The 21,322-nt window shown below is 61.0% G+C and carries 18 protein-coding genes; 4 read left to right on the plus strand and 14 right to left on the minus strand.

Annotation, left to right across the window (positions count from 1 at the left end; translation table 11 throughout):
- The first annotated feature begins 183 nt into the window (after nt 1-183).
- The 3 genes from DA1_RS14035 (at nt 184) to DA1_RS14045 (ending at nt 2,547) form a co-directional block, all read left to right on the plus strand.
- Entirely contained in the window at nt 184-912 is a 729-nt protein-coding gene (locus DA1_RS14035; protein WP_013802332.1) for a DUF4198 domain-containing protein, read from the plus strand.
- A gap of 193 nt (nt 913-1,105) precedes the next feature.
- On the plus strand, nt 1,106-1,846 hold the full coding sequence (gene modA, locus DA1_RS14040) for a molybdate ABC transporter substrate-binding protein (protein ID WP_034393934.1): 741 nt from the start codon (nt 1,106-1,108) through the stop codon (nt 1,844-1,846).
- Nucleotides 1,847-1,881: 35 nt separating this feature from the next.
- A complete protein-coding gene (locus DA1_RS14045) occupies nt 1,882-2,547 on the plus strand; it encodes a molybdate ABC transporter permease subunit (RefSeq protein ID WP_034393931.1) in 666 nt (221 codons plus the stop codon).
- 31 nt (nt 2,548-2,578) lie between these two features.
- Here the strand turns inward: DA1_RS14045 and DA1_RS14050 are convergent, their stop codons facing one another.
- From DA1_RS14050 to DA1_RS14085, 10 genes are all read right to left on the minus strand, one after another.
- On the minus strand, nt 2,579-3,292 hold the full coding sequence (locus tag DA1_RS14050; protein ID WP_034393928.1) for a PA4824 family protein: 714 nt from the start codon (nt 3,290-3,292) through the stop codon (nt 2,579-2,581).
- Nucleotides 3,293-3,409: 117 nt separating this feature from the next.
- Nucleotides 3,410-4,282: a hypothetical protein gene (locus DA1_RS14055; RefSeq protein WP_034393926.1), complete on the minus strand. Its 873-nt coding sequence runs from the start codon at nt 4,280-4,282 to the stop codon at nt 3,410-3,412.
- A 13-nt stretch (nt 4,283-4,295) separates the two neighbouring features.
- Nucleotides 4,296-4,676, minus strand: coding sequence for a hypothetical protein (locus tag DA1_RS14060; RefSeq protein ID WP_230590839.1), 381 nt, complete (start codon nt 4,674-4,676; stop codon nt 4,296-4,298).
- 107 nt (nt 4,677-4,783) lie between these two features.
- Complete coding sequence (locus DA1_RS30415) at nt 4,784-5,200, minus strand: SMI1/KNR4 family protein (RefSeq protein ID WP_155294272.1); 417 nt, start codon at nt 5,198-5,200, stop codon at nt 4,784-4,786.
- Between the two features lie 44 nt (nt 5,201-5,244).
- Nucleotides 5,245-5,754: a hypothetical protein gene (locus DA1_RS30420; protein ID WP_155294271.1), complete on the minus strand. Its 510-nt coding sequence runs from the start codon at nt 5,752-5,754 to the stop codon at nt 5,245-5,247.
- Nucleotides 5,755-6,244: 490 nt separating this feature from the next.
- The gene (locus DA1_RS29695) at nt 6,245-6,763 is read right to left on the minus strand and encodes a DUF4303 domain-containing protein (protein WP_230590838.1); all 519 of its coding nucleotides are present in this window, start codon (nt 6,761-6,763) and stop codon (nt 6,245-6,247) included.
- A gap of 756 nt (nt 6,764-7,519) precedes the next feature.
- Nucleotides 7,520-8,140 (minus strand): suppressor of fused domain protein, encoded by a 621-nt coding sequence (locus DA1_RS29700; protein WP_198406349.1) that lies wholly within the window; start codon nt 8,138-8,140, stop codon nt 7,520-7,522.
- Nucleotides 8,121-12,878: an RHS repeat-associated core domain-containing protein gene (locus tag DA1_RS14075; protein WP_080736896.1), complete on the minus strand. Its 4,758-nt coding sequence runs from the start codon at nt 12,876-12,878 to the stop codon at nt 8,121-8,123. Before DA1_RS14075 ends, DA1_RS29700 begins: the two co-directional genes overlap by 20 nt.
- Before the next feature lie 8 nt (nt 12,879-12,886).
- Entirely contained in the window at nt 12,887-14,017 is a 1,131-nt protein-coding gene (locus DA1_RS14080; RefSeq protein ID WP_034393919.1) for a 3-oxoacyl-ACP synthase, read from the minus strand.
- Nucleotides 14,014-15,129 carry a hypothetical protein gene (locus tag DA1_RS14085; RefSeq protein WP_230590836.1) on the minus strand — a complete coding sequence of 372 codons (1,116 nt, stop codon included), beginning with the start codon at nt 15,127-15,129 and terminating at the stop codon, nt 14,014-14,016. Before DA1_RS14085 ends, DA1_RS14080 begins: the two co-directional genes overlap by 4 nt.
- Before the next feature lie 242 nt (nt 15,130-15,371).
- Between DA1_RS14085 and DA1_RS14090 the strand changes: the two genes are divergently transcribed.
- Nucleotides 15,372-16,358 carry a DUF2169 family type VI secretion system accessory protein gene (locus DA1_RS14090; protein ID WP_034393915.1) on the plus strand — a complete coding sequence of 329 codons (987 nt, stop codon included), beginning with the start codon at nt 15,372-15,374 and terminating at the stop codon, nt 16,356-16,358.
- Nucleotides 16,359-16,366: 8 nt separating this feature from the next.
- Here the strand turns inward: DA1_RS14090 and DA1_RS14095 are convergent, their stop codons facing one another.
- From DA1_RS14095 to DA1_RS14110, 4 genes are all read right to left on the minus strand, one after another.
- Nucleotides 16,367-16,816, minus strand: coding sequence for a hypothetical protein (locus tag DA1_RS14095; RefSeq protein ID WP_034393912.1), 450 nt, complete (start codon nt 16,814-16,816; stop codon nt 16,367-16,369).
- A gap of 10 nt (nt 16,817-16,826) precedes the next feature.
- Complete coding sequence (locus DA1_RS14100; RefSeq protein ID WP_034393909.1) at nt 16,827-19,121, minus strand: type VI secretion system Vgr family protein; 2,295 nt, start codon at nt 19,119-19,121, stop codon at nt 16,827-16,829.
- Between the two features lie 107 nt (nt 19,122-19,228).
- Complete coding sequence (locus DA1_RS14105; RefSeq protein WP_034393907.1) at nt 19,229-20,386, minus strand: hypothetical protein; 1,158 nt, start codon at nt 20,384-20,386, stop codon at nt 19,229-19,231.
- 2 nt (nt 20,387-20,388) lie between these two features.
- On the minus strand, nt 20,389-21,285 hold the full coding sequence (locus tag DA1_RS14110) for a hypothetical protein (protein ID WP_223275298.1): 897 nt from the start codon (nt 21,283-21,285) through the stop codon (nt 20,389-20,391).
- Between the last annotated feature and the right edge of the window lie 37 nt (nt 21,286-21,322).

A 21,322-nucleotide genomic window follows, 5' to 3' on the forward strand; every position in this document is an offset into this window, starting at 1 on the left:
GACCCCATTGCAGACACCTGATGAACTGCGGCGGGGTGGTGCGCAATGCGCATAGAATGCAAACCATTCGCATTCAATAATCAATGCGGCGACATGCGGCCGCACCCCACTCCCCAAGCACGTTCATGCCGTCGGCCCGTTGTGGCGTCGACGGCTGTTTTTTTGTCCTTTGAGGAAGCTGCAATGAAGAAACACTGGATTCTTGTCTCCGCACTCCTGGCCGCCAGCGGCGCCAGCCAGGCCCACCAGATCTGGCTGGAACAGCCGGCCGGCGAAACCGCCGTGATCCGCTTTGGCGAGTTTGGCGACAACCTGCGCGAGACATCGCCGGGCCTGCTCGACAAGTTCGGCAAGCCAGTGGCCACCCTGGTGTCTGCCCAGGGCGAGAAGGCGGCCGATGGCCGCAAGACCGGCACCGGCTTTGCGCTGCCCTTCAAGGCCGGCCAGGGCGACAGCATCGTGGCCGAGGATGCCGGCTACCCGCTGTACACCAGCAAGAAGGGCGAGCAGGAACTGCGCAACTGGTACCACCCGGCCGCGCGCCTGATCACCGGCTTTGCTGCCCAGGCCCCGCGCCTCACGCTGGATGTGGTGCCCTCGGGCAAGGCCGGCGAGTTCAAGGTCATCTACAAGGGCCAGCCGCTGCCCAAGGCCAAGGTCGTGCTGACCGTGCAATCGGGCTGGAGCAAGGAAGCCCATGCCGACGAGCAGGGCCTGGTGCAGTTCGACATGCCCTGGAAGGGCACCTACGTGGCCGAAGCCACGCACGACGAGCGCAGCGGCGGTGAGCGCACCGGCCCGAACGGTGCAGAAAAATACGACGGTGTGCACTATGTGACCTCGGTCACCTATGTCAAGCCTGAAGGCGTGGCGCCCATCGCTGCCGGCCCTGCGGCCAAGCCCAACAAGTAAGCGCTGCGGCCAAACACCTTGGCCCCAGACGCAGGCAGCCATGCCTGCCGGCCTCCATGCCTCATGCATGGAGGCTTTTTTATGGGCGCTGCAGTAGGAACACATGGGTGGGTGCGGGATTCGTCGTATACGATTGAATATTTCGTAAAGAGAGGGGCGTTGGCTCAACGCCGCGTTCTAGAGGAGGAAATCCATGTTCAAACGCATACGGTCCCGCGGCCTGGCGCCGCTCCTGGCGCTGTTGTTGGCTGGCTCGGCCAGTCTGGCCCATGCCGATGAAGGCCTGCTGCTGGCCGCTGGCGCCGGCTACCGCAAGCCCGTGCTGGAACTGCTGCATGCCTTCAGCCAGGCCACGGGCATTCGCGCCGAGGCCAGCTTTGGCAACATGAAGCAGATCGAGACCCAGGCCCGCCAGAACCCCGAGATCGCCGTGCTGATCGGCGACCGCGCCTTTGTCGAGCCCATGCAACTGGCCGAGCGCTACATCACGCTGGGCCAGGGCCAGCTGGTGCTGGTCGCCGCGCGCGGCCAGCGCCTGGAAAGCGTGCAGGACCTGGCCAGGCCCGAATTCAAGCGCATTGCCATCGCCGACCGCAGCAAGGCCGTGTACGGCAACGCGGCGCGCATCTGCCTGGAGCGCCTGGGCCTGGCGCAGACGCTGGGCGAACGCCTGGTCGAAGTGGCCACGGTGCCCCAGGTCAGCGCCTATGTGACCACCGGCGAGGTGGACGCAGGCTTCGTCAACAAGACCGAGGCCCTGGCCCTGAAAGACCGCGTGGGCGCCAGCGTGCCGGTGGCGGCCAGCTGCCATCCGCCCATCGAACTGAGCCTGGCCGTGCTCAAGGGCCGCGCCTCATCGCCGCAACTGCAGGCGCTGCTGGACTTCATCGCCACGCCGCAGGCCCGCCAGGTGCTGGAGCGGCACGGCCTTTGATGGGCCACCCATTGCCTGCTGGCAGCTGACAGTCCATGACCGCCTCCGTTTGCGCCCAGGCGCCGCTAGCCCTGACCGCGCATGTCATTGCCTGGAGCCTGCTGCTGCAATTGCTGGTGGGCGCAGGCCTGGGCTGGCTGCTGGCGCGGTGCCGGTTTGCGGGGCGCCAGCTGGTCGATGCACTGGTCAGCCTGCCGCTGGTGTTTCCGCCCATCGTGCTGGGCTATGGCCTGCTGGTGCTGCTGGGCCGGCAAGGGCTTGTCACCCAGATGCTGCCGGCCGTGCTGCGGCCCGACATCGTGTTTTCGCAAACTGGCCTGGTCATTGCGGCCTTCATTGCCGGGTTGCCGCTCATGGTCAAGCCCACGCAGGCCGCCTTTGCAGGCACTTCGCCACGCCTGCTGGAGGCGGCGGCCATGCTGGGGCACCGCCCCTGGTCGGTGTTCTGGCGCATCGAGCTGCCGCTGGCCCGGCGCGGCATTGCGGCCGGCCTGATCCTGTCGGGGGGCCGTGCGCTGGGCGAGGTCGGCCTGTCGCTCATGCTGGGCGGCAACATCAGCGGCCGGACGGAAACCCTGTCACTGGCCATCTACAACAACGTGCTGGATGGCAATCTGGCCTGCGCCAATCAGCTCTCTCTGATGCTGGGCGTGCTGGCCATGGCGGCCTTCATGGTGCTCAGGCGGTTTGGCGCGCTGTGAGCGGCCTGGCAGGGCGCAAGCTGGAAAGAACTCAGGGCAGGAACGGCGAAGACAGCAGCCGCAAGCCGATGGAAAACCACCGCTCCTGCGTGCTGCTGCCGGCGCGATTGCCGTAGGTGGCATCGATCTGCACATGTCCAGGCACCAGCCAGTAGCGCAGGCCCATCTGGTAGAAGGGCTTGCCCTGGTTCTGGCCGAATGTCTCGGCAATCAGCCAGGTGCTCTGGCTCAATTGGGCCTCGGTGGCCAGGCCCCAGGTCATGAGGTTGCGATGCGCCTGCGCCGTGCGCAGCCAGCCCACGTTGGTGTGGAAGAACAGCCGGTCATCGCGCAGCGAGAACGTGACGGGCACATAGGCGTACAGATCCCCCCGGCCCTGGCCCTCGTCATTCGGATGCCGGGCATTGCCCACGGCCAGGCCCCAGCCCCAGCCATTGGGCTGCAGTTCCTTGAACAGGGTCTTGCCCTGGATCACCACATCCGTGGTCCGGCTGCTGCCGTCCTCTCGCGTGCGTGCCGCGCCCAGCGTCAGCTCCAGATTGCCCGTGAAATTGCAGGCCGGCTGCGCCCAGAACTCCGTGCTGTCCTTTTTGGACTTGACCCAGCTTTCCAGCTGGCAGGACTTGGCATCGACGATGCGGGCATCGTCCGTGATCATGGGGCGAGCCGCGTAGGTCGGGCCGCTACCTAGGGCCGCTACCAGGCCCAGGGCTGCGGCCGTCCAAAGGGAGTGGGAATTGCGCATGGCCCGCCATCCTAAAGCCGAAAAATGACGCCACCAGAACATTGCTGTGCCAGGAGCGCCACAGCAACGGCTGTGCACGGATTGACCCCATATGGCCCCATATGACCCTATATGCCCTTATATGGCTGGCACGTCGAGGCACAGACGCAGACCCGCCATCTGCCCGGGCATGTTGGCCAGCGGCAGCCGAAGCTCCGTCAGCAGCATGGCCTGCTGCATGGGATGCTGAAACGGATAGAACGCCGCCGCACCTCCACGGATGCGCCATTCGTGCGGGCTGGCCTGCAGCCGGGTGAACGTGGCCACCGCCAACGCCGCCATTCCCCAGGGATTGGAGGCCGCGCGGTTGAGCCGACCATCGCCAAACTGGGCCAGGCACACATCCCCGGACAGATCGCGCTGGGGAACCGCGTCCCCGCACACATACAGCCGCTCCGCGCCCGCCTTCGCAACGTACTCCCACTCATGGTCCCAAGGCAGGCGATAGCCCGTGGCGGCCAAAAAGCGTTGCGCTTCCTCTTGCGTGACATAGGCGGGAAACGGCCCGTCCTCGCTGTAGAAATCAGGCCGCTCCAGCCCATCGCACAACTCCACATGCTCTTCAATCACCCACTCGAACGTGGGAAAGCGGCTCATCAGAAACGCGGGCACATGCACGGGACCCGCCTCATGCGCTGCATGGATCACTGGCGCAATCAAGGACCAGTCCTCCGCAGGAATCGAACCGCGCAACGTCGCCAGCCGCTGCGCCGTTGCCCCGTAGGTGAAATCGCCGCCCAGGACCAGGGTCAGCGCGGTCTCATGCTGCGCGTCGTAAAAGCAGGGAACCTCCCATGCCGCGCCCTCAGCAGGTTCTGTAGAGACGAACGGTTTGGCGAACTCGAAGCCGCGCGACAGCCCCTCCAGAATGGCTTGGCAAATCTCTGCGCGGCGGGAGGGCAGGGTGGATTGCCAGGATTTGGGGCTGGCGAGTTCAGGGATGGTGTGCATGGTCGGGACAAAATCACATGACTTCAAACAGATGAAATTTGAGGCCGTGCGGATTCTTGCAGAAATCTTCAGGCAGCTCGCCACGCATGGTCAGATCAGACTTTTTGTCTCTGATGTAAACGTCCATCTCATAGCCCCAGTCTCCGGAATTCAATGGATAGATCCTGATGGAGACACGATCGTCTTCGGCATAAAAATCATCATTCTCCTGAGTGATCTTGTTTCCCGTGGGAGGAGGGGATAAGGCAGTGAAATCGTCTTTTCCGAGATAATTTTTCAATGCTTCACACGCCTTATCCATCTGCAACGGGCTGATGCTGAAGCGGTTTTCAAGAGATTTTTCAATCGTGATGAAAGAATGCGGCAGCCAGCAATTGTATGGTTTCCTCAGCAAGTTGAAGATTGAGGGGCATGAATATTATTGGGTTGCGTTGATTCGTGTCGGCGGCTGCTGAAGAAATCTATTGCTTTGACTTGCTTGATTTTTTAGACCATCTCGGACTATTTGGAATTTAGGGATTCAACCAACGCCGAACCAAGATTGTCGCCTAATTTCCTTGCCGCGTTCCAGTCCAGATCTCCTAAGGGAACGGACCAAACAGAACAGTCGTTGGGGAGAGATCTGAAAACATAGCCAACTCCTCCGCCGTCCGTGGCAAAGCACAAAGCCTTGGCGCCAAGATACTTCTGAATGCAAAATTCTCTGTTGAGTTGATCAATGTCGTTCAGCGGCCAGAAAACTAAATATAGAGCCCCGAAATCACCCTCTCCTCCATTGGACCAATGCATCCATTGGGTGTAGTCGCCAGGCAGATTCATCCTTCTTGATGTGTCCTTGATTGTTTCTTCTTCCAAAGGAGGGTCACGATGATACCTGCCTGACATCAAGGTCATGATGGTGTCGATCGTGCTGGCCATGGTTATTGATTGTTCAAATAGCTAGAGATCAGTCTTAGAGAAAATTACAAAATCACCGTTGTTCGGATTATTGCCTCCTTTCCAACCACAGGGAAATCCTGATGACTCATATATTTTGAATAATTTCTCGAAGAAATTGATTTTTCTTCTGAGAAAAGTCTGGCTTTTGCACAAGCCACAAGATCTTCGTAGAAGATGTTTGTCAGAAAATTGTAGTCATCATCATCCAGATTTAAATCAATCATCAGATGCTTGTTATTTGTTTTTATTTTTTCGTAATAGTTTTCCGAATCACGATGCATTGCGAAATTTTCTAACTGGTTTGGCGGCGTGGGTATTTTAATTTCGCCCTGAGCGGAATTGAATATATCTGGCAGAAAGTAATATGGAATTTTTATATCTTGATCGGCATATATTTCCAGGGCTTTATGTATATTTTTGATGATTTCTGTATATTTATCATTATTTTTGTATATGCCGCCGAGAAATTTTCCATCTCTCATGAAAATGAGAATATCTTGCACGTCCGCTGGATAATCCGGTATGGTTGTCATAGGTTTTTATTTTCTGAAGTTATTCAAAATATTAAATTTTGATATTTCACATTTGTTGATAATATTAAAAATCCGGTATTCCAAAATCACAACCTAGTCGATCAAAGAATCAAGAACAGGGTTAGCTGCGGTGCAGAGATTTTTCTGAGGCTTCTTTAACTGGTTTTCGTCGTTCCTCCATTCTGATTTACTCTTAGCCAGGAGCACGTAGCTGTCGGGCTCATAGAGGTATTCGATCAGGCGGAAGCCACAAATCTCTCCGGTCAGCAGGTCGCCGTAGAGGAAGGTGGTGCGCCCGAAGGAATCCTGCTTGTCTATGTGCCGGCCCAGCGCGTCGTAGCGGTAACGCGTGGACTGGAGACATACCCATCCAAAATAGATAGAGTATTTATGGAGTGTACTCCATTAGTGTTTTTCTGAATTCTCTAAATATTCAAGTTTTTACTCTGTAGAAATCCATTCTACGAGATCAATAAGTTGGGTATTTTATTTATTCGTCTTGCTCATTAATCCATTTTTTGAAATTAGATGCTTCTTGTGGGCTGTTAAGGCGCGAGATCCATGAAATTTCCTTTTTATTATTGGTATAGCCTGTTACAGAAAAAACCAATATACAGTTGCCGAAAAAATTTTCGGATTTTAATTGCTCAAGTGCAGCTACACATGATTCGAAAAGATTTTTCTGAAATTTTATAAAATCTTTATTGCTGTGTTTTGTGCTATGAAATTTTGATATTTCGGCAGAAACGTCAGTAAACCACTCGTGTCCTGAGAATTCGTATTTCCATTCGGCTGTACTCCATTTGTAATATTGAGTGTCTTCTGGGTCTTCTTTAATTTTCTTCTCTAAGAACGAGGTAGTGTTTGCTGACGGGCAAATAGTCATAGCGCCCTCGTCAGAGTATAGGCCAAATGCACAAAAATCCTCTTCTGGATGAGAACTTCTTAAATTGGAAAATGCTTTCAAGGCTGCGTCTTTGATGACTTTTATGAAATCCGCGTTTTCCATGATGTTCCTTATAAACCAAAGCCAGGAGGCACTGGTCGTGAGTAGACACTGCCGCATCGTCAGTGCCTATGCGCAGGTACTGCAACTGATAGGTCTGGCTCTAGACCTTGTAGCTGGCGGCCCAGACGATGCGGCCGGTTTCGTCGGTGAGCTCCTGGGGGCGCCGATCTGGTCGCATTGGTAATAGTAGGTGGCAAAGCTGGCCTGAGCTGTTTCCGTCTCTACCTGCACGTTACAGTGTTCTTCACTCCGCCATTCCGACTCCAAGAGGGCCTGGGGTGAAGGCCTGCCGGGCTGACCCTGGAGTGCGCCTTGCTGGCTGACCTTATGGGTGGTAAGGCTGCCTATTGGGTTCCAGCAATAGCGGCTGGTCAGCGTGCCTTGGGTGCGTTGGATTTCCTGGGGCAGGGCGTCGCGTTCGATGTCGCTGACCACCTGGCCGTCGGCGAGGATCTGGTGCAGGTGAACAGAGCCGTAGTAGAGCCATTGGACGTGGCGGCCCCCGGGCAGCCAGCAGTCCGTGCGGTTGCTCAGCGCGTCGTAGGCGAAGCGCACATGTGCGTCTGGGTTGCTAGTTTAATGATTTTTAGCTTTTAAGAGACCATTTAAATGGAATTAGAGTTTTCCGAATTTATATATGAATACTATTTTATATAAATAAATATTTAACAAATTCACTTGTTTTTCAAGAGAAACTTTATGAGAATTTCTGATATATATCACATGCCGGAATTAATGAGAATTATATTGGAGTTGCTAGCTTGGTCGAACCGGATTTATTATGGAGTAAGGGAGGTTCTCTATATATTCATCGAAAGCGTCGATGCCTTTGTTGAGAATAATCTTTTCTTCATTTTCATTAATTGGAACGACCCAAAGTAGGCTAACTTTCTCGGATCCTATTATTATTTCTTCTAGCTCCTCGCTTTCTCCTCGTAGTTCATCAATTAGTATGGCCTTGGTTGTCCATTTTTCGGGGGCCAAGGCGCTTTCACTCATGACCCGTGGAGGCTCAGAGCTTTCTACATTTTCAATGTTGTGCGCTATTATGTCGCAAAAATACGTAAAGACTCTGTCAATGCTTTCATTTCCCAATCCACTCTCCAAGGCCAACATGAATTCTGTGCAGATGCGTTTTCCATTTTTTCTTGTGAAATTTGAAAGTCCTACCGTTGCGAATCTGGCTGGATATTTTTTATCTTTTGCTGGGAAAAAGTATAATTCTACTGCTGAATGGGTGTTGTTTTTACCCATCTTCAATCTGTATTCCGGCATTCCCCATTCTTTAATATAAGCGCACAAAATAACGCTCCTTCTAATATCGAAGGATAATATCGCTTCTTTTGCTTCTTCAGTTTTAATTTGCGCATCCATCATCTTTTTTCTTCCTTGATTTTCTTGGTTTAAAGTTTGGGCCTGTATCTGTGCGATATTGCTGGGTGTGACTCATGGTCCCTCCCTCAGACTTTTGGCAAGGAAGGCACACCAGACTCGTTGCAGTTGTATTATATAGATCATTTCTGGTTTTCTGATCCGTATTATATCCTTGTGTATTATGTGTTTGAACCAGTGCTGGATCATGTTGAACAGAAGTATTGCTTGTGTTTAATAAGCACCCACAAATAGCGCAAGGGATATTTCCGTTGGTGTCTGTCTGTTGTTTCTCCAGGGCATCTCTTCGACGTTTGCGGATTCTTGTTGGATACAGCTTTTCCCTAATACCAGGTCCACTGCGTTTTGCTAAGCCATACGGATCTATCCATTCGAGAGGATTGTTTGCATAAATAAATAAATTATTTCCACCAAACAACCCAATCGGATCCTGATGCACAAACCTCCCCACCACAGGATCGTAATACCTGAACCGGTTGTAGTGCAGCCCCGTCTCGCCGTCAAAGTACTGTCCCTGGAACCGTAGCGGTTGCTCCACCAGCGCAAGGCTTTGTACCTCACCCTGGGCGGCCAGGGCCAGCGGGCGCTGGTCGTGGGTGAACACCGCCGCATCGTCCGTGCCGGTGCGCAGGTACTGCAGCTGCTGGGTCTGGCCCCAGACCTTGTAGCTGGCGGCCCAGACGATGCGGCCGGTTTCGTCAGTGAGTTCCTGGGGGGCGCCGATCTGGTCGCAGTGGTAGTAGTAGGTGGCAAAGCTGGCTTGGTCCGCTTCTGCCTGTGCGTTGCGGTTTTCCTCGTTCCTCCATTCCGATTCCAGCTTGGCCAGGGGCACGAAGCTGTCGGGCTCGTAGAGGTATTCGCTCAGGCGTGAGCCACGGATTTCTCCGGCGAGCAGGTCGCCGTCGTAGAGGAAGGTGGTGCGCCCGAAGGCATCGTGCTTGTCGATGCGCCGGCCCAGCGCGTCGTAGCGGTAGCGCGTGGTCTGGACGGTGGCGGCTGGCTCTGGCTGCGCATTCGATCCGGCGATCTTCGGTTCGGGCCTGTCGTGGTAGCGCGTGACCGTGGATTCGAGCATCTGGTGCTCGGCGCTGTAGCGAAAGCGCTGCACGGTGTGCCAGCCGATGCGGCGCTCCACGATGTTGCCGTGCAGGTCGTACTGGAAACGCAGGTCCTGGTAGACGGCGAGCCGGTTGGTGGGCACCTGTTCGCGTTCGTTGCTGGTGCCGCCGCTGCTGAGGTCTCCACCACGGTTGGGGTTGAGCAGGTTGCCTGCGGGGTCGAATGCGAAGGTTTCCAGGTTCCGGCCCGAGGTGGGCAATCCACCTGCAGCATTTTTCTGGGCGGCAAGGATGCGGCCCAGGGCGTCGTAACGGTACTGGCTGTCGCCGCGCAGGCCGTCGCGCGTGGCGACGAGGTTGCCTGTGGGGTCGTACTGGTACAGGCGGGCGATGCGCTGGCCGGAGGGCAGGGGAGTATCCCGGTCCCAGAGGGCCTGGGGTGAAGGCCTGCCGGGCTGACCCTGGAGCGCGCCTTGCTGGCTGACCTTGTGGGAGGTGAGGCGGCCCATGGGGTCCCAGCCATAGCGGCTGGTCAGCGTGCCTTGGGTGCGTTCGATTTCCTGGTGCAGGGCGTCGCGTTCGATGTCGCTGACCACCTGGCCGTCGGCGAGGATCTGGTGCAGGTGGCCCGAGCCGTAGTAGAGCCATTGGACGTGGCGGCCCCCGGGCAGCCAGCAGTCCGTGCGGTTGCTCAGCGCGTCGTAGGCGTGCCGATAGCTGTAGGTCGCCAGCGCTCGCTCGTCTGCACTGGGCGCCATGTGCACCTGGGTCTCTTCCACCAGCCGCGATAGAGCGTCGTAGGCGAAGCGCACGTGCGCATCGGGGTTGCTGGCATGCAGCATGCGGCCCAGCAGGTCGTAGCCATAGGTGGTGGTTCCTCCGTCTCCATTACCTGCCGCGTCGCTGCCCACGTGGATCTTGGCGACAAGGCGGCCCAGCACATCCCTGCGAAACAGTGTGCGCTTGGGCAGGGCTGCGTCGGGCCGTGGATCGTAGGGCGTATCCGGGGGCAGGTGGGCATCGCGCTCGTGCAGTTCGGTCAGTTCGCTGGCGGCGTTGTAGCGGTAGCGCTGTATGCGGCCGTCAAAACCGGTTTCCTCGATCAGGTTGTCTGCGGCGTCGTAGGTGAAGCTGGTGACGGCGCCGTTTTCGTTCTGCAGGGCGATGAGCCTGCCCACGGCGTCATAGCGGTAGCGCAGCATGCCGCCCAGCGCATCGCGGCGCTCCACGGGCTGGTCCAGGCCGTTGTAGGTGTAGCGGGTGATGGCGCCTTGCGGGTCGGTGTAGGAAAGCAGGTTGCTCTGGGGGTCGTAGGCATAGTGATGTTCGGAACCATCGGCGCCCCACATCCGGCGCAGGCGTCCAAGCGCGTCATGAAGGTAGCGGGTGGTCTGGCCCAGGGCGTCGGTGGAGGCCACGAGGTTGCCCAGTATGTCCCACGCATAGCGCGTGACCTGGCCCGAGCAGTCGGTGTAGGCCACGAGCTGTCCGGCTTCGTCCCACTGCAGATGGCGGGTTTTGCCCAGCGCGTCTTCTATGGCGACGGGCAGGCCGCGCGTGTCGTACTTCCAGCGCGTGGCGTGGCCCAGCGGGTCCAGGCGCTCGACCAGATTGCCCTGGGCGTCGTAGGCCTGCCGCCAGACATGGCCCAGCGCGTCGGTGACTTCTTCGGGCAGGTTGAGCTGGTTGTATTTGAGGCGGGTGGTGGCACCTGATGCGTCCGTGACGGCCAGCAGGTTGCCCTGGCCGTCGAATTGCCAGCGGGTGGTGCGGCCCATGGCGTCCCGCGCCTGTTGCGGGTTGCCGGCGGCGTCCATGCGCGTCTCGGATCGGACGGGCTGGCCATCCGGCCCGGGTTCGACGATGGCGATGACCTCATGCCGGGCGTTGTATTCGTAGCTGCTGCGCCGGCCCAGGGCGTCGGTGACATGCGTTGTGCGGCGGCCCAGGTCGTAGTCGAAGCGGGTGTCCAGCGTGCCGGGCTCGTCGGTCCAGGTCCGCACTACGCGGCCGCCCGCGTCAAGCCGGCTCCATTCCTGGTGGTGGGTGAAGCCGGTGCGGCTGCTGTAGGCCACCATCAGGTGCTGGCGATAGCGATAGTGCGCCGCGCCGCCCATGGCATCCGTGGCGGACTGGAGGTTGGCATGGGCGTCATCCGGGACGTTGCCATCCGTCCCATAGGCATAGCGTGCCAGCAGGCCGCCGACCTGTTCCACACCGTCGATCACACGGGATTCCAGGTGGATTTCCTGCAGGAGCGGGCCGGAGGGTCCCTGGTCTTCACTCCAGGTGAAGCGCAGCTTGCGGCCAGCACTGTCGGTCAGTCCCAGCGGGCGGGGCGCGCGGCCATCGATGCCTGTGGCGGTGTAGGCCGGGTAGTGAAGGGTGATGGTGTTGCCATTGCGGTCCACCAGGTGCACCAGTGGCAGACGCCATTGGCCGGTGGCCGGGGGGGCGAACAGGTGCCGGGTGCCATCGGCGCTTTCAACGCTCCAGCCGCCTTGCTGGTGGTGGGTGACGGTGATTTTTTCGCGCGGGTCGAAGTGGCTGGTACCGGCGGCAATCACGGGCAGCTGTATGCGGCGCCCGCGGGCGTCGTAGTAGTGCACCGCATCGTGGACCAGCACCAGTTCGGTGGACAGGGGCGTGCTCCATCCCCATCCAAGCCAGCCGGGGCGGCGGTCGCTGGAGCGGTAGTACCGCTGCCAGGTCAAGGCCATGGGGCCGGGCAATTCGAAATCCGTGTCGCGCAGGATCTTGGTGCCTGTGGCAAAGATCACGGGATGGCATGTGCCCAGTTCGCAGGTCGGTGGCGTGGCAATGCTTCCCTTGGAGGCGTTATCGATGATGTTGCCCTGCGTGTTGGGATTGACGCTGTTGTCCGTGCGCTGTGCCACGGGGTTGCGGCGCGACTTGGCGCGCTGGGCGATCTTGCCCAGGACAAAGCCAATGGTGATGGCGGCCACGCCATCGGCGATCACTTCGGCGATCTGGTCGATTTTTTCGTCGGTCAGGGGCGGTGCCAGCAGCTCCTGGATTTCCTGGGCGAGTTCGGCGACTTGCTCGGCCGCCTGGGCCATGGCGGCCCCTCCGACGACGAGGTTGACGCCGGGAATGAGCTTGCCCACGAGCTTGAGGGCGGGTCCGATCAGCGCGCTGGGATCGGTCAGGCTTTCTCCAAGGGCCGACAGCTGGCTGGAGAAGGCGCCCGGCAGCTTTTCGATCACCTTCTGCGCCAATTGGTCATAGGGACCGGGCAGCGCCTTCATGGCAAGGCGCATGGCCCAGCCAGGATTGATGACCATGGCGTTGCTTTTGGTCGTGTCGAAGGACCGCACGCTGCCCCGGCTCTCGAACTTGGTATCGCTGCTGTAGCTGGTGGGCTCGGCCGCGCCGCCGACAACGCCGGAACGCACGCCCGCGATACCACCGAGCTTGTCGGGTGTGGCGGGTATGGACTCGAAGCGGCTGCCGGCAACGGCCACGGGGTGCCCATCGATCTTGAGCGTGGCCGTGCCGTTCTTCAGGCCCGGGCCATGGGCCATGTTGAGGATGGGAACCGGTGGTCCCTGGGGCTTGGGAAAGACGGGGTTGATCGGGCCAGGAATCATGGCCGGATTGCGGCCTTCGTGGATGGCGCGGCGGTCGTTGACGTAGGTGGCCATGGATGGACTCAGGACTCTTGGGAAATGGAGGATTGGCGCCGCCCGGCTGCGGAAGATCTTCCTGCCGTGCGGGCATGGCGATTCCAGGTGGCGCTCCAGGCGGCCACGCGGGTGTTCAGCCCGGTGACCGTGAGCAGGCCTGCGTGGCCTGCCAGGGGCGACGGCATGACGGGGTGCGTCAGCCACTGGCGCATCTCATGGAACAGGCTGAGCATGAGAGGCGCCCAGGCCGCGCCCATTTGACCAAGCAGTGCTGCCGGGTCCTGGGCTTGCGGCAGGCCGCCCTGTGACGCCAGCGCCGCGGAGAGGCTGGCCAGCTCTGCGCCCCGCCATGCCGAGCCATCCATGTCGGACCAATAGGAGTGCAGGGCGTTGACCGGCATGTGCGCTGCCTTCAGCGCACCGTGGCTGGCCTCGATCAGTGCGCGGCCATCGGGCAGGGTGTCGCTGTCCAGGCGTGAGCGTGGCTCGTCTGCAAAGAATGGTGGATAGACCGTGACGAAATCTGCAGTGGCCGGCTTGCGGGACAGTCGTACGAAGGCTGCGCCTTCCGAGGCAATGAAGCCTTCGCACACGCCGTTGACCTTGGCCCAGCGACGCTGGTAGAGCACGTCCGCGATCTCCGTGTCCACGAAGCTGTCCACTCCGCCGATGATCACTTCGGGCACCGAGGGGTTGTCGTGCATGAAACGATAGGCCTGCGACAGCGCATCGGCGCCTGCCACTGCGCCGCCCGGGTAGACCTTGATGGGCAGGAACTCTGCGGCGAGGTCCAGTGCGCGGGGAAGCTCCAGTGCGAATCGGCCGGCGTCTATCCAGCCGGGCAGCTCGGGCAAGGAGTCGGGCAGTGCCACGAAGAGGGGGATGGGCCGCTGCAGCGGCCAGCCTGCGGCAGGCGCCGGCTGGCCGCGCAACGCTTCGTGCAGGGCAGGGGCTGCGAGCCGGATCAGGCGTTCCGTTCCTTTGCAGGCTGCATCAATGGCTTGCACCCGGGATACGGTGGCACGGTGCTCGGCCTGACTGGTGATGGCCTGCCGGGTAAAGCTCGACTGGCGTGCAGTGAAGCCGCAGCCGGTCTGCCAGGCCCGTGTCCCGATGGGGGTGCATGCACCAGTGGCCGCGATGACGAGAGGGTTCATGGTTGTGCCCTGCCGATGTTGAATGCCGCACGTTCGATCACGGAGGCCGTGCTGCAGGCCAGGGCCTGAACGACGGCCAGATCGTCGGCCTCGATCCACAGCGCTGCGCTCACGCGTGAGAGGTGTTCCAGATAGAGCAGTCGTCGCAAGGGCGCTCCCACCATGGCCGAGGACTCTTGCAGAACCACCTGTGTGCGAGGGCGGCCCAGACGCAGTGCAGGGCCTGAAACAGGAAGCGCGGCCAGGGCAGCATCCACGCAGGCGGCACGGCCTGATGCCTCATTGCCCACGTCGAAGGCGATATCGGCAGGCTCTCCTGTAAGCAGGGCCGTGGCGTCAGCCAGGGTGCGGCACGTCTCTTCATCCTCCCAGACCGTATGGGCAGCAAGCTGGCGAAGCAGAGGAATGTCTCCTACAAGCGAGGCCGCATATACCTGCAGGCCCCAGGGCATTTGGGGATGCCGACCTTCCCGCAAGGCGCTTGCCAGCGCATGTCCATCCCTGGCGGCCAGCAGGGCCAAGGCCACGGTGGAATGCGGCATCCGGGCCAAAAGAGTGCGTGCCACAGGCGTTTCCTGCCGGCTGCCCATAAGCGCCAGCGCCAGCAAGGCGGCCTGCGCATCGCTGTCTTGTTGCGTGGCTGCGATGGCCTTGGCTTCATCGCCACGCCCGGTGCATCGCCAATCACACAGGGCCGCCACGCCGCCCGGCAGACCGGATGTCCATGCAGAGATGGCTTGTGCGAATTCGTCGCTGACAGCCGGCCGGGAAATTGCGAGGCGCTGGAGCAACTGTGCCAATGGCGCGCTCTGCCTGTGCTGTTCCTGGGAGAGCAGCCAAGTGAAGTATTCGGCGACGGTGTTGTCAAAGCAAAACCGCATGGCGTTGAAGACCGCGTTCGGCTGGGCATGGAGATGGGCGCCCAACGTTCGCTCCAGCCCATCGTGAACGTGCTTGCGTTGCAGGTGCAGGGCTTGCAGGCAGGCCAGCGCGAAGATGCGGGAGGGCTCATCCAGGATTTCAGCGCCAGCTGTTTCGATGGCCTGCTGGCAGGCATGGTCCAGCTCAGGTGCGTGCATCAGGTGCTGCTTCAGGCCGCTCAGCGCCTGCACGATGCTGTCGTCGAACACGGCAAAGGCGTCGGGGCGCGACGCGGGGCGCTGCAGCAACTGGGAGCGGCGCCAGTACTGCGTTACCAGTGTGCGTGCCAAGCGGGGCGCCTGCCCGTCCATGATGGGGATGTCGATGGCCCGGGGAATGGGGAGTTCAATAACGGTCATGATGAAAAGAGGCTGGTCGCTACGTCGCAGCGGCATTGCATCAGGGACAATGCCGCCCAGGAGGAACCCAAGCGATGCTGGACAATCTGACGCCTTTTGCTGCGGAAATACTGCCGGGACACAGCGCCGACGGCGGCCTGTGCTCCACCGTGGTGATCAAGGCCACGCTGGATTTCGCGGGCCGCGCAGTGGCACAGGGCAAGGCAGTGCCGGTGTTTCGCGGTGATGAGTCCTTTGATGGGAGCGGGCACGTGGTGCGCCACGAGGCCGATATCGCCCCGCTGAAATCCCGAGTGGATGTTCTGTTCAATGGCCATGCCCATGCACCTGGCGGCAAGGCTGTGGCACGTTTCGACGCGGGTCTGGCCATTGGCGGCGAAAACCGCGTCATCCGCGTCTTTGGCAAGCGCGTTTGGCGCCGCAAGATGGGGCTGGTGCCTGTGGTGCAGGAGCTGGAGCCTGCGCTCAAGGTTCCCCTGACCTACAACCTCGCCTTTGGCGGTGCGGATGCAGAAAACCCCGAAATGTTTCACGGCCCCAATCCGGTGGGGGCGGGCTTCAGTGCAGGCCTTCCCCAGGACGGAGCGCCGATGCATCAGCTCGAATGGGTCGATGACCCGCTCCGATCGCCAGCCGACCGGATTTCGCCAGCCGGCTTTGGCTGCATAGGACGCAGCTGGTTGCCGCGTCGTGCCTTGTGGGGCAGCTATGCGGCTCAGGAGCTTGAACAGTCGCCGGGCCTTCTCTCGCGCATGCCGGCCTCTTTTGATCCGGCTGCATGGAACTGCGCCCATCCGCGCATGCAATTCAGGCGGGACCAGGTACGGGCGGGAACGAGGGTTGCCTGGGTCCACCTGAGCGCCGAGGGCGAGGGGGAGACCATCATTCCTGCTATCCGTCCGCAGCTCAGTTGGGTGATGCGTGGTGAGCGCGGCGCTGCAAGTCCCGAATTCGATACGCTGATCATTGAACCCGAGCATGGGCATCTGGTGCTCATATGGCGGCACACGCTTGCAGGGCATGTCCTGCGTGGTCTCGAAAGCGTTCAGGTCCATCTCTGATCCAGCCTTCAGTTGATGCGGACTTCGGCCGCATCCAGATCCAGCAGGTCCCGCGCGTCCTGCTCAATCGTCAGTGCGACCAGACGGACAAGGCCCTGGGCTGTCAGCTTCAGCGTGGCTTGCCCGCAACTGAGCGTGATGCAGTCCTGCGACTGCAGGCGGATGGCACGCTGCCCCCACGGCGCTGCAGGAGAAGGCGAGAGAACGGCTGTAATGGTGGCCCGCCCGGTGGGCAGGACTGCGAGCAGGACCTCGTCTCCGGGAACCAGTTCCGGAAGCAGAACGCCAGCGGGAGCCTGAAGCGAAACCACGGGGTCTTGCGCAAGGGCCACCAGATACAGGTCTTGTTCCTGAGCTTCGATGACTCGTCCAGCCAGGAGCTGTACGTTCGACACGGCGTGCTGCAGGCTGCCGTCATCGGACGGTTCGACAGGAATGCGTGCTTGTGGGATTGCCATGGGATTTCCTTCAAGCGGGGTTGATATGGCTGTCCGGAGACGACACGGTCACCTTGGAGCTGCCGCTGATGGAGATCGTCTGTCCGTTGACCTGCACGGTGCCGTCGCTGGTCATGCGCAACACGGCCTTGCCGCACTTGATCTCGATGGCGTCGCCCACGGTGATGACCATTTCCTTGCCCACCGTGATCGTCTGCACCTCGCCCACGGTGGTGGCGGAGTTCTTGCCGACCGTCGCCGTATGGTTGTCGGCCGTGTCGTCGGTGCGGTTCTTGCCCACGCTGGTGGACTGGTTCTGACCCACTGAAATACTGCGGTTCATGAGCACCGTCGTGCTCTGGTTCAGCCCCACATTCACCACCATGGCCGCGCCCACATTGACGTTGTAGGCGGCGCCGATGTTCACCATCTTGGCCAGGCCCACGTTCTGCATATAGGCCAGTCCGATGGTCTCTGTCTTGAAGCTGCCCACCTTGATCGACCAGTTGTTGCCGATCTTGTCCTTCTCGTTGCGGCCTATGGTCTTGCTGCGGTTCTTGCCGATGGAGATGTTCTCGTCGATGCCGACGTCTTCATTGCGGTTGTCGCCGATGCTGATCTTCTCGTTGTGGTCCACGCGCTCCGTGCGGTTGTTGTGCACGGTGATGGTCTCGTCGCGGTCCACTGTCTCGGTGCGGTCGCGGTGGATGACGTTGGTCTCGTCCCGGTCGATGGTTTTGCGCCGGTCGTTGCCCACCCATTTGTCCTCGTCGTTCTCGACTTCGGTGAGCTGGTCCTTTTGCGCATGCAGCCACAGTTGTTCGGCGCCCGCCTTGTCCTCGAAGCGGATGGCGTTGGCGTCGCCCTGGCCGTTCTTCAGGCCCGCGCCCGGTGCGCCGCCCTTGCTGGATCTTGTCTTGATGCCCGATTGCGTGGCGTTGGCCGGCAGCGCCCAGGGCGGCATGTTGGAGGCGTTGTAGACGCAGCCCATGACGATGGGGTAGTCCGGGTCCCCGTTGAGGAAGTCCACGATGACTTCCATTCCGATGCGCGGGATGTGCACGGCGCCAAAGCCCGGCCCGGCCCAGCTGGTGGCCACGCGCATCCAGCAGCTGGAGTTCTCGTTCATGCCGCCGATGCGGTCCCAGTGGAACTGCACCTTGACGCGGCCGTACTGGTCGCACCAGATCTCTTCGCCTGCGGGGCCGACGACGACGGCGGTCTGCGGGCCCGTGGTGCGCGGTTTGGCGGTAATGCGCTGGGGCTTGAAGGGCAGGCTGGTGGGCTGGGCCTGGAGCACGAATTTCTGTGTCGAGCCCTCGCCGCTGCCGCCGTCGCTGACGCGCGGGTTTTCTTCGAAGGCGTAGTCCACGGCCGTGACCAGGTAGGCCTGGTTCTGGTCGCCGCGCGGGTAGTTGTCCAGCGTGAAGGTGTAGCCCGGCGCCATGGCGCGGTGGTTGGAGCTGCCCTGCACCGTGCTCTGGCGCGTGAGGCTTTGCTGCAGGCGCACGCGGATGTAGTCCTCGCCGTCGCCGGTCTCGGTGTAGCCGCCCGGCCATTCGTAGATCTCGTAGGCGTCGTGTGCATGGCCGGGCGGGTTGCGCCGCATGTTGGACAGCTCGGCGCGGGGCTTCTTGAAGTCGTAGTCGTCGTTGTAGTGCCGGCCGGGCTTGACGCGCTGGTGCAGTTCCCAGGCGTGTATGCATTCCTCGCGCGCCACGGCGGCCTTGCCCGGCGGGTGGAAGGGGATGACGGCGCCGCCCTGCAGCGGGTCGTGCGAGGCGACGATGTCGTCGCCCAATGTCAGCACATGCTGGCCCGCGCTGTGCTGGTGGTAGTAGCAGATGCCCTCGTGCTCCATGAGGCGCGATACGAACTGGAAGTCCGTCTCGTTGTACTGCACGCAGTACTCCCAGGTGCGGTAGGAGCGCGTCAGGCGCTGCTGCATGGGGTGGCCGTAGATGCCCAGGACCTCGTTGATGATGTCCGGCACGGTCTTGTTCTGGAAGATGCGAAAGTCGCTGCGGCGCGTGGCCAGCCACAGCCAGGGCGACAGGCGCGCGCGGTACAGGAAGTTGCGGTGCTCGTCCTGGCCGCGCATGCCAAAGGCCGTGACCAGGCCATCGATGTAGCGTTTGCCGCCGTCCTGGGTCTCCACCACCACGGTGGCGCCCTTGCCCAGCAGGGCCTTGGGATCGATGCTGTCGCTTTCGCTGAGCAGGTCGATCTCCAGGGCGAACAGATGGCTGATTTCCTCGCGACCCTGCAGCCGGCGCAGCTGCAGCTGGTCTGCCAGGGGGGTGTTGATGGTGACTCTGCGTGTCATGGTGTCGGATCTCGCGGTGCTTGGGGGTAGACAAGGGGCGGGGGCGTCAGGTCCGGGGCGGGCCTGCGTGCGCCGGCGGTGGATGGGGTGGAGGGGCGCCTTTGCTGCTATCGGGCTGCGTACACCAGCGCTGGCCGGGCACCGTCCGCGTCATCCAGGGCTGGATCGATGACGGGATCGGGGCTAAAGGTGTACTCCAGCGCGATGAACTGGTAGTTGCCGCGCCGGTCGGTGAAAACAGCCAGGCCGCCAGGCGTCAAGGCCACGTTGAACCAGTCGTTATCGGTGCGGGGTTGGTCCAGGTCCAGCTTGCCGGACTGGCTCAGTGCAAGCACGCTGCCTGCCAGGCTTTCCAGGTTCAGAACGCTGAGCTGGCGGCCGTCAGCGCCATACAGCCGTAGCTCTCCGGTGGCTTCGACCTTGCTGAGGCCCTCGCCAAGGGGGACGGATCGCTTCATGGTGGCCAGCACGAACTGGCCGCCCGGCGCCAAACGCAGGTCCGGGGGGATGTCGCCGGAGCCATGGCGGAATTCGGCCAGGCGCACGATGCGCGCACCCGTGCGCAACGCAAGCGCTGCGCCCGTGCCGCGCTGATCGGGCAAGGCATAGGTCAACAGCACATTGCCTGCTGACCATTCGATGGCATTGGCCCAGGTCATCGCATCGGCTCCCGCCCAGGACTGAACCTGCGCGGCCATGGCTGCAGCCGGGTCCTCGTCCCGGGGCTGCACGGTCAGGCTTGCGTTGGCGGAGATGGCCAGACGGGGCGGTGCATCCAGGCTGCCCAGGTTGCGGGTCTGCTGCAGTGTCCATTGCGGCAGCTCGAATGTCAGCAGCTGATACGGCTTGCGGCCATCGGCATCGGGATCCACATGGCTGCTGGCGACGATGTGGACCATTGCGGCAGTGCGATCCTGCGCATCGTCCGTGGCGACGGAGCGGGCCAGGCAACCGCCGGGGTGCACTCCCGGCTGTGCAAGCGCCGCAACGGCAGGGGGGTTGCCGCTGCGCTCGGACAGCTGGAAACTGCCGACTTTGGATCGCTGGACGAGGTCCAGGCGATCAACGGTGCCGTTGCAGTAAACGGTATAGAGATAGCGGTACGGGTCCTGGTCGTTCGATGGGGCGGAGCTGGCCGGCTTCGCCTGCCCGGACGAGACGGTAGGGCTGTCATCCGCATTGCGCGTGCATGCGGCCGACAGCAAAGCGCTGGCCAGCATTACGCCAATGGTCGCGAAGCGGCGGGAAGTAGCACTCCAGGGCATGGCTAGAAGTCCTCGCGGGCAAGCACGTTGTCGACATAGTTGCGATCGCCCACGGCGCCGCGCTCGGCGGCGGGAATCCTTTCCCATTCGGCGCGGGCCGTATTTCCGTCGGCGCTGACCGTCACCCACAGTTGATCGCCCTGCATGCGTATGCGGTACTCATGCAGATTGTTGGCATAGCCGTTGAAGCCGCGCAGGGTGTCGAGTTCGAGCTGCTCGGCCGTGTAGTCCGGCAGTTCCACGGGAATGGCTGGCAATCCTTGTGCGGTTCGGGCCTGGTTCCAGGCTCTGACCAGACCTTTGAACCGCTCGCCCTTGCGCTGCTTGCCAGGATATGCCCTTGCGAAGGCCTCCTTTTCCAGGAAGAGCTTCCAGCCGCCGCGCACGTTGTCCTTCCAGTTCCAGGTCTGATTGGCAGTCGGTGCCGGTCGGGTGAGTTGGCACAGGCCCACGCCACCCAGGCCATCGCTGCTGTATTTCGGCCAATTGCCGGGAGTGCGGAATTGTTGCAGCGAGCTTTCCTGCCGCATTTTTTTTCGAAACACGATCCTGTCGGCGCCAATGCTGTTGGCAAAGGCACGGATGGCGGTGCTCGTGGGATTGGTGCCGACGATGGTCCAGGTGGCGCGCGCCCGGCGCTCCACACCGGCCGCCCGCATCGTGACCTGCACGGTCAGCAGGCCTCCACGGACTTCGGTGAACGGGATGCGCCAGCTCGGGCTGGCGCTGGTCTGCGGTGGCAGAGGGCTGTGTGCAGTGCTTCGGCCACTTCCATACGCGGTGTTGGTAGGCGGTGTGCCGCCTTCGAACGTCAGCGTGGCCGACCATTCGAAGATGGGCGTGCTCCCTGCAGGCAGCGCTTCGTTCTGCAGGACGGCAGTCACCGTAATGGTGGGCATTTGGGCATCGGCCGTGATGGCGAACTGCGATCCTGCG

The sequence above is a fragment of the Delftia acidovorans NBRC 14950 genome, assembly GCF_001598795.1.
In the GTDB taxonomy this organism is placed as follows: Bacteria; Pseudomonadota; Gammaproteobacteria; order Burkholderiales; family Burkholderiaceae_C; genus Comamonas; species Comamonas acidovorans.

Bases quoted from the DNA above. Each gene is read 5' to 3' on its own strand.
- DA1_RS14075 (WP_080736896.1), bottom strand. From the start codon at position 12,878: ATGGCCACCTACGTCAACGACCGCCGCGCCATCCACGAAGGCCGCAAT.
- DA1_RS14045 (WP_034393931.1), top strand. From the start codon at position 1,882: ATGACCGCCTCCGTTTGCGCCCAGGCGCCGCTAGCCCTGACCGCGCAT.
- DA1_RS30420 (WP_155294271.1), bottom strand. From the start codon at position 5,754: ATGACAACCATACCGGATTATCCAGCGGACGTGCAAGATATTCTCATT.
- DA1_RS30415 (WP_155294272.1), bottom strand. From the start codon at position 5,200: ATGGCCAGCACGATCGACACCATCATGACCTTGATGTCAGGCAGGTAT.
- DA1_RS14035 (WP_013802332.1), top strand. From the start codon at position 184: ATGAAGAAACACTGGATTCTTGTCTCCGCACTCCTGGCCGCCAGCGGC.
- DA1_RS29695 (WP_230590838.1), bottom strand. From the start codon at position 6,763: ATGGAAAACGCGGATTTCATAAAAGTCATCAAAGACGCAGCCTTGAAA.
- DA1_RS14080 (WP_034393919.1), bottom strand. From the start codon at position 14,017: ATGAACCCTCTCGTCATCGCGGCCACTGGTGCATGCACCCCCATCGGG.
- DA1_RS14100 (WP_034393909.1), bottom strand. From the start codon at position 19,121: ATGACACGCAGAGTCACCATCAACACCCCCCTGGCAGACCAGCTGCAG.
- DA1_RS14110 (WP_223275298.1), bottom strand. From the start codon at position 21,285: ATGCCCACCATTACGGTGACTGCCGTCCTGCAGAACGAAGCGCTGCCT.
- DA1_RS14050 (WP_034393928.1), bottom strand. From the start codon at position 3,292: ATGCGCAATTCCCACTCCCTTTGGACGGCCGCAGCCCTGGGCCTGGTA.
- DA1_RS14090 (WP_034393915.1), top strand. From the start codon at position 15,372: ATGCTGGACAATCTGACGCCTTTTGCTGCGGAAATACTGCCGGGACAC.
- DA1_RS29700 (WP_198406349.1), bottom strand. From the start codon at position 8,140: ATGATGGATGCGCAAATTAAAACTGAAGAAGCAAAAGAAGCGATATTA.
- DA1_RS14095 (WP_034393912.1), bottom strand. From the start codon at position 16,816: ATGGCAATCCCACAAGCACGCATTCCTGTCGAACCGTCCGATGACGGC.
- DA1_RS14055 (WP_034393926.1), bottom strand. From the start codon at position 4,282: ATGCACACCATCCCTGAACTCGCCAGCCCCAAATCCTGGCAATCCACC.
- modA (WP_034393934.1), top strand. From the start codon at position 1,106: ATGTTCAAACGCATACGGTCCCGCGGCCTGGCGCCGCTCCTGGCGCTG.
- DA1_RS14105 (WP_034393907.1), bottom strand. From the start codon at position 20,386: ATGCCCTGGAGTGCTACTTCCCGCCGCTTCGCGACCATTGGCGTAATG.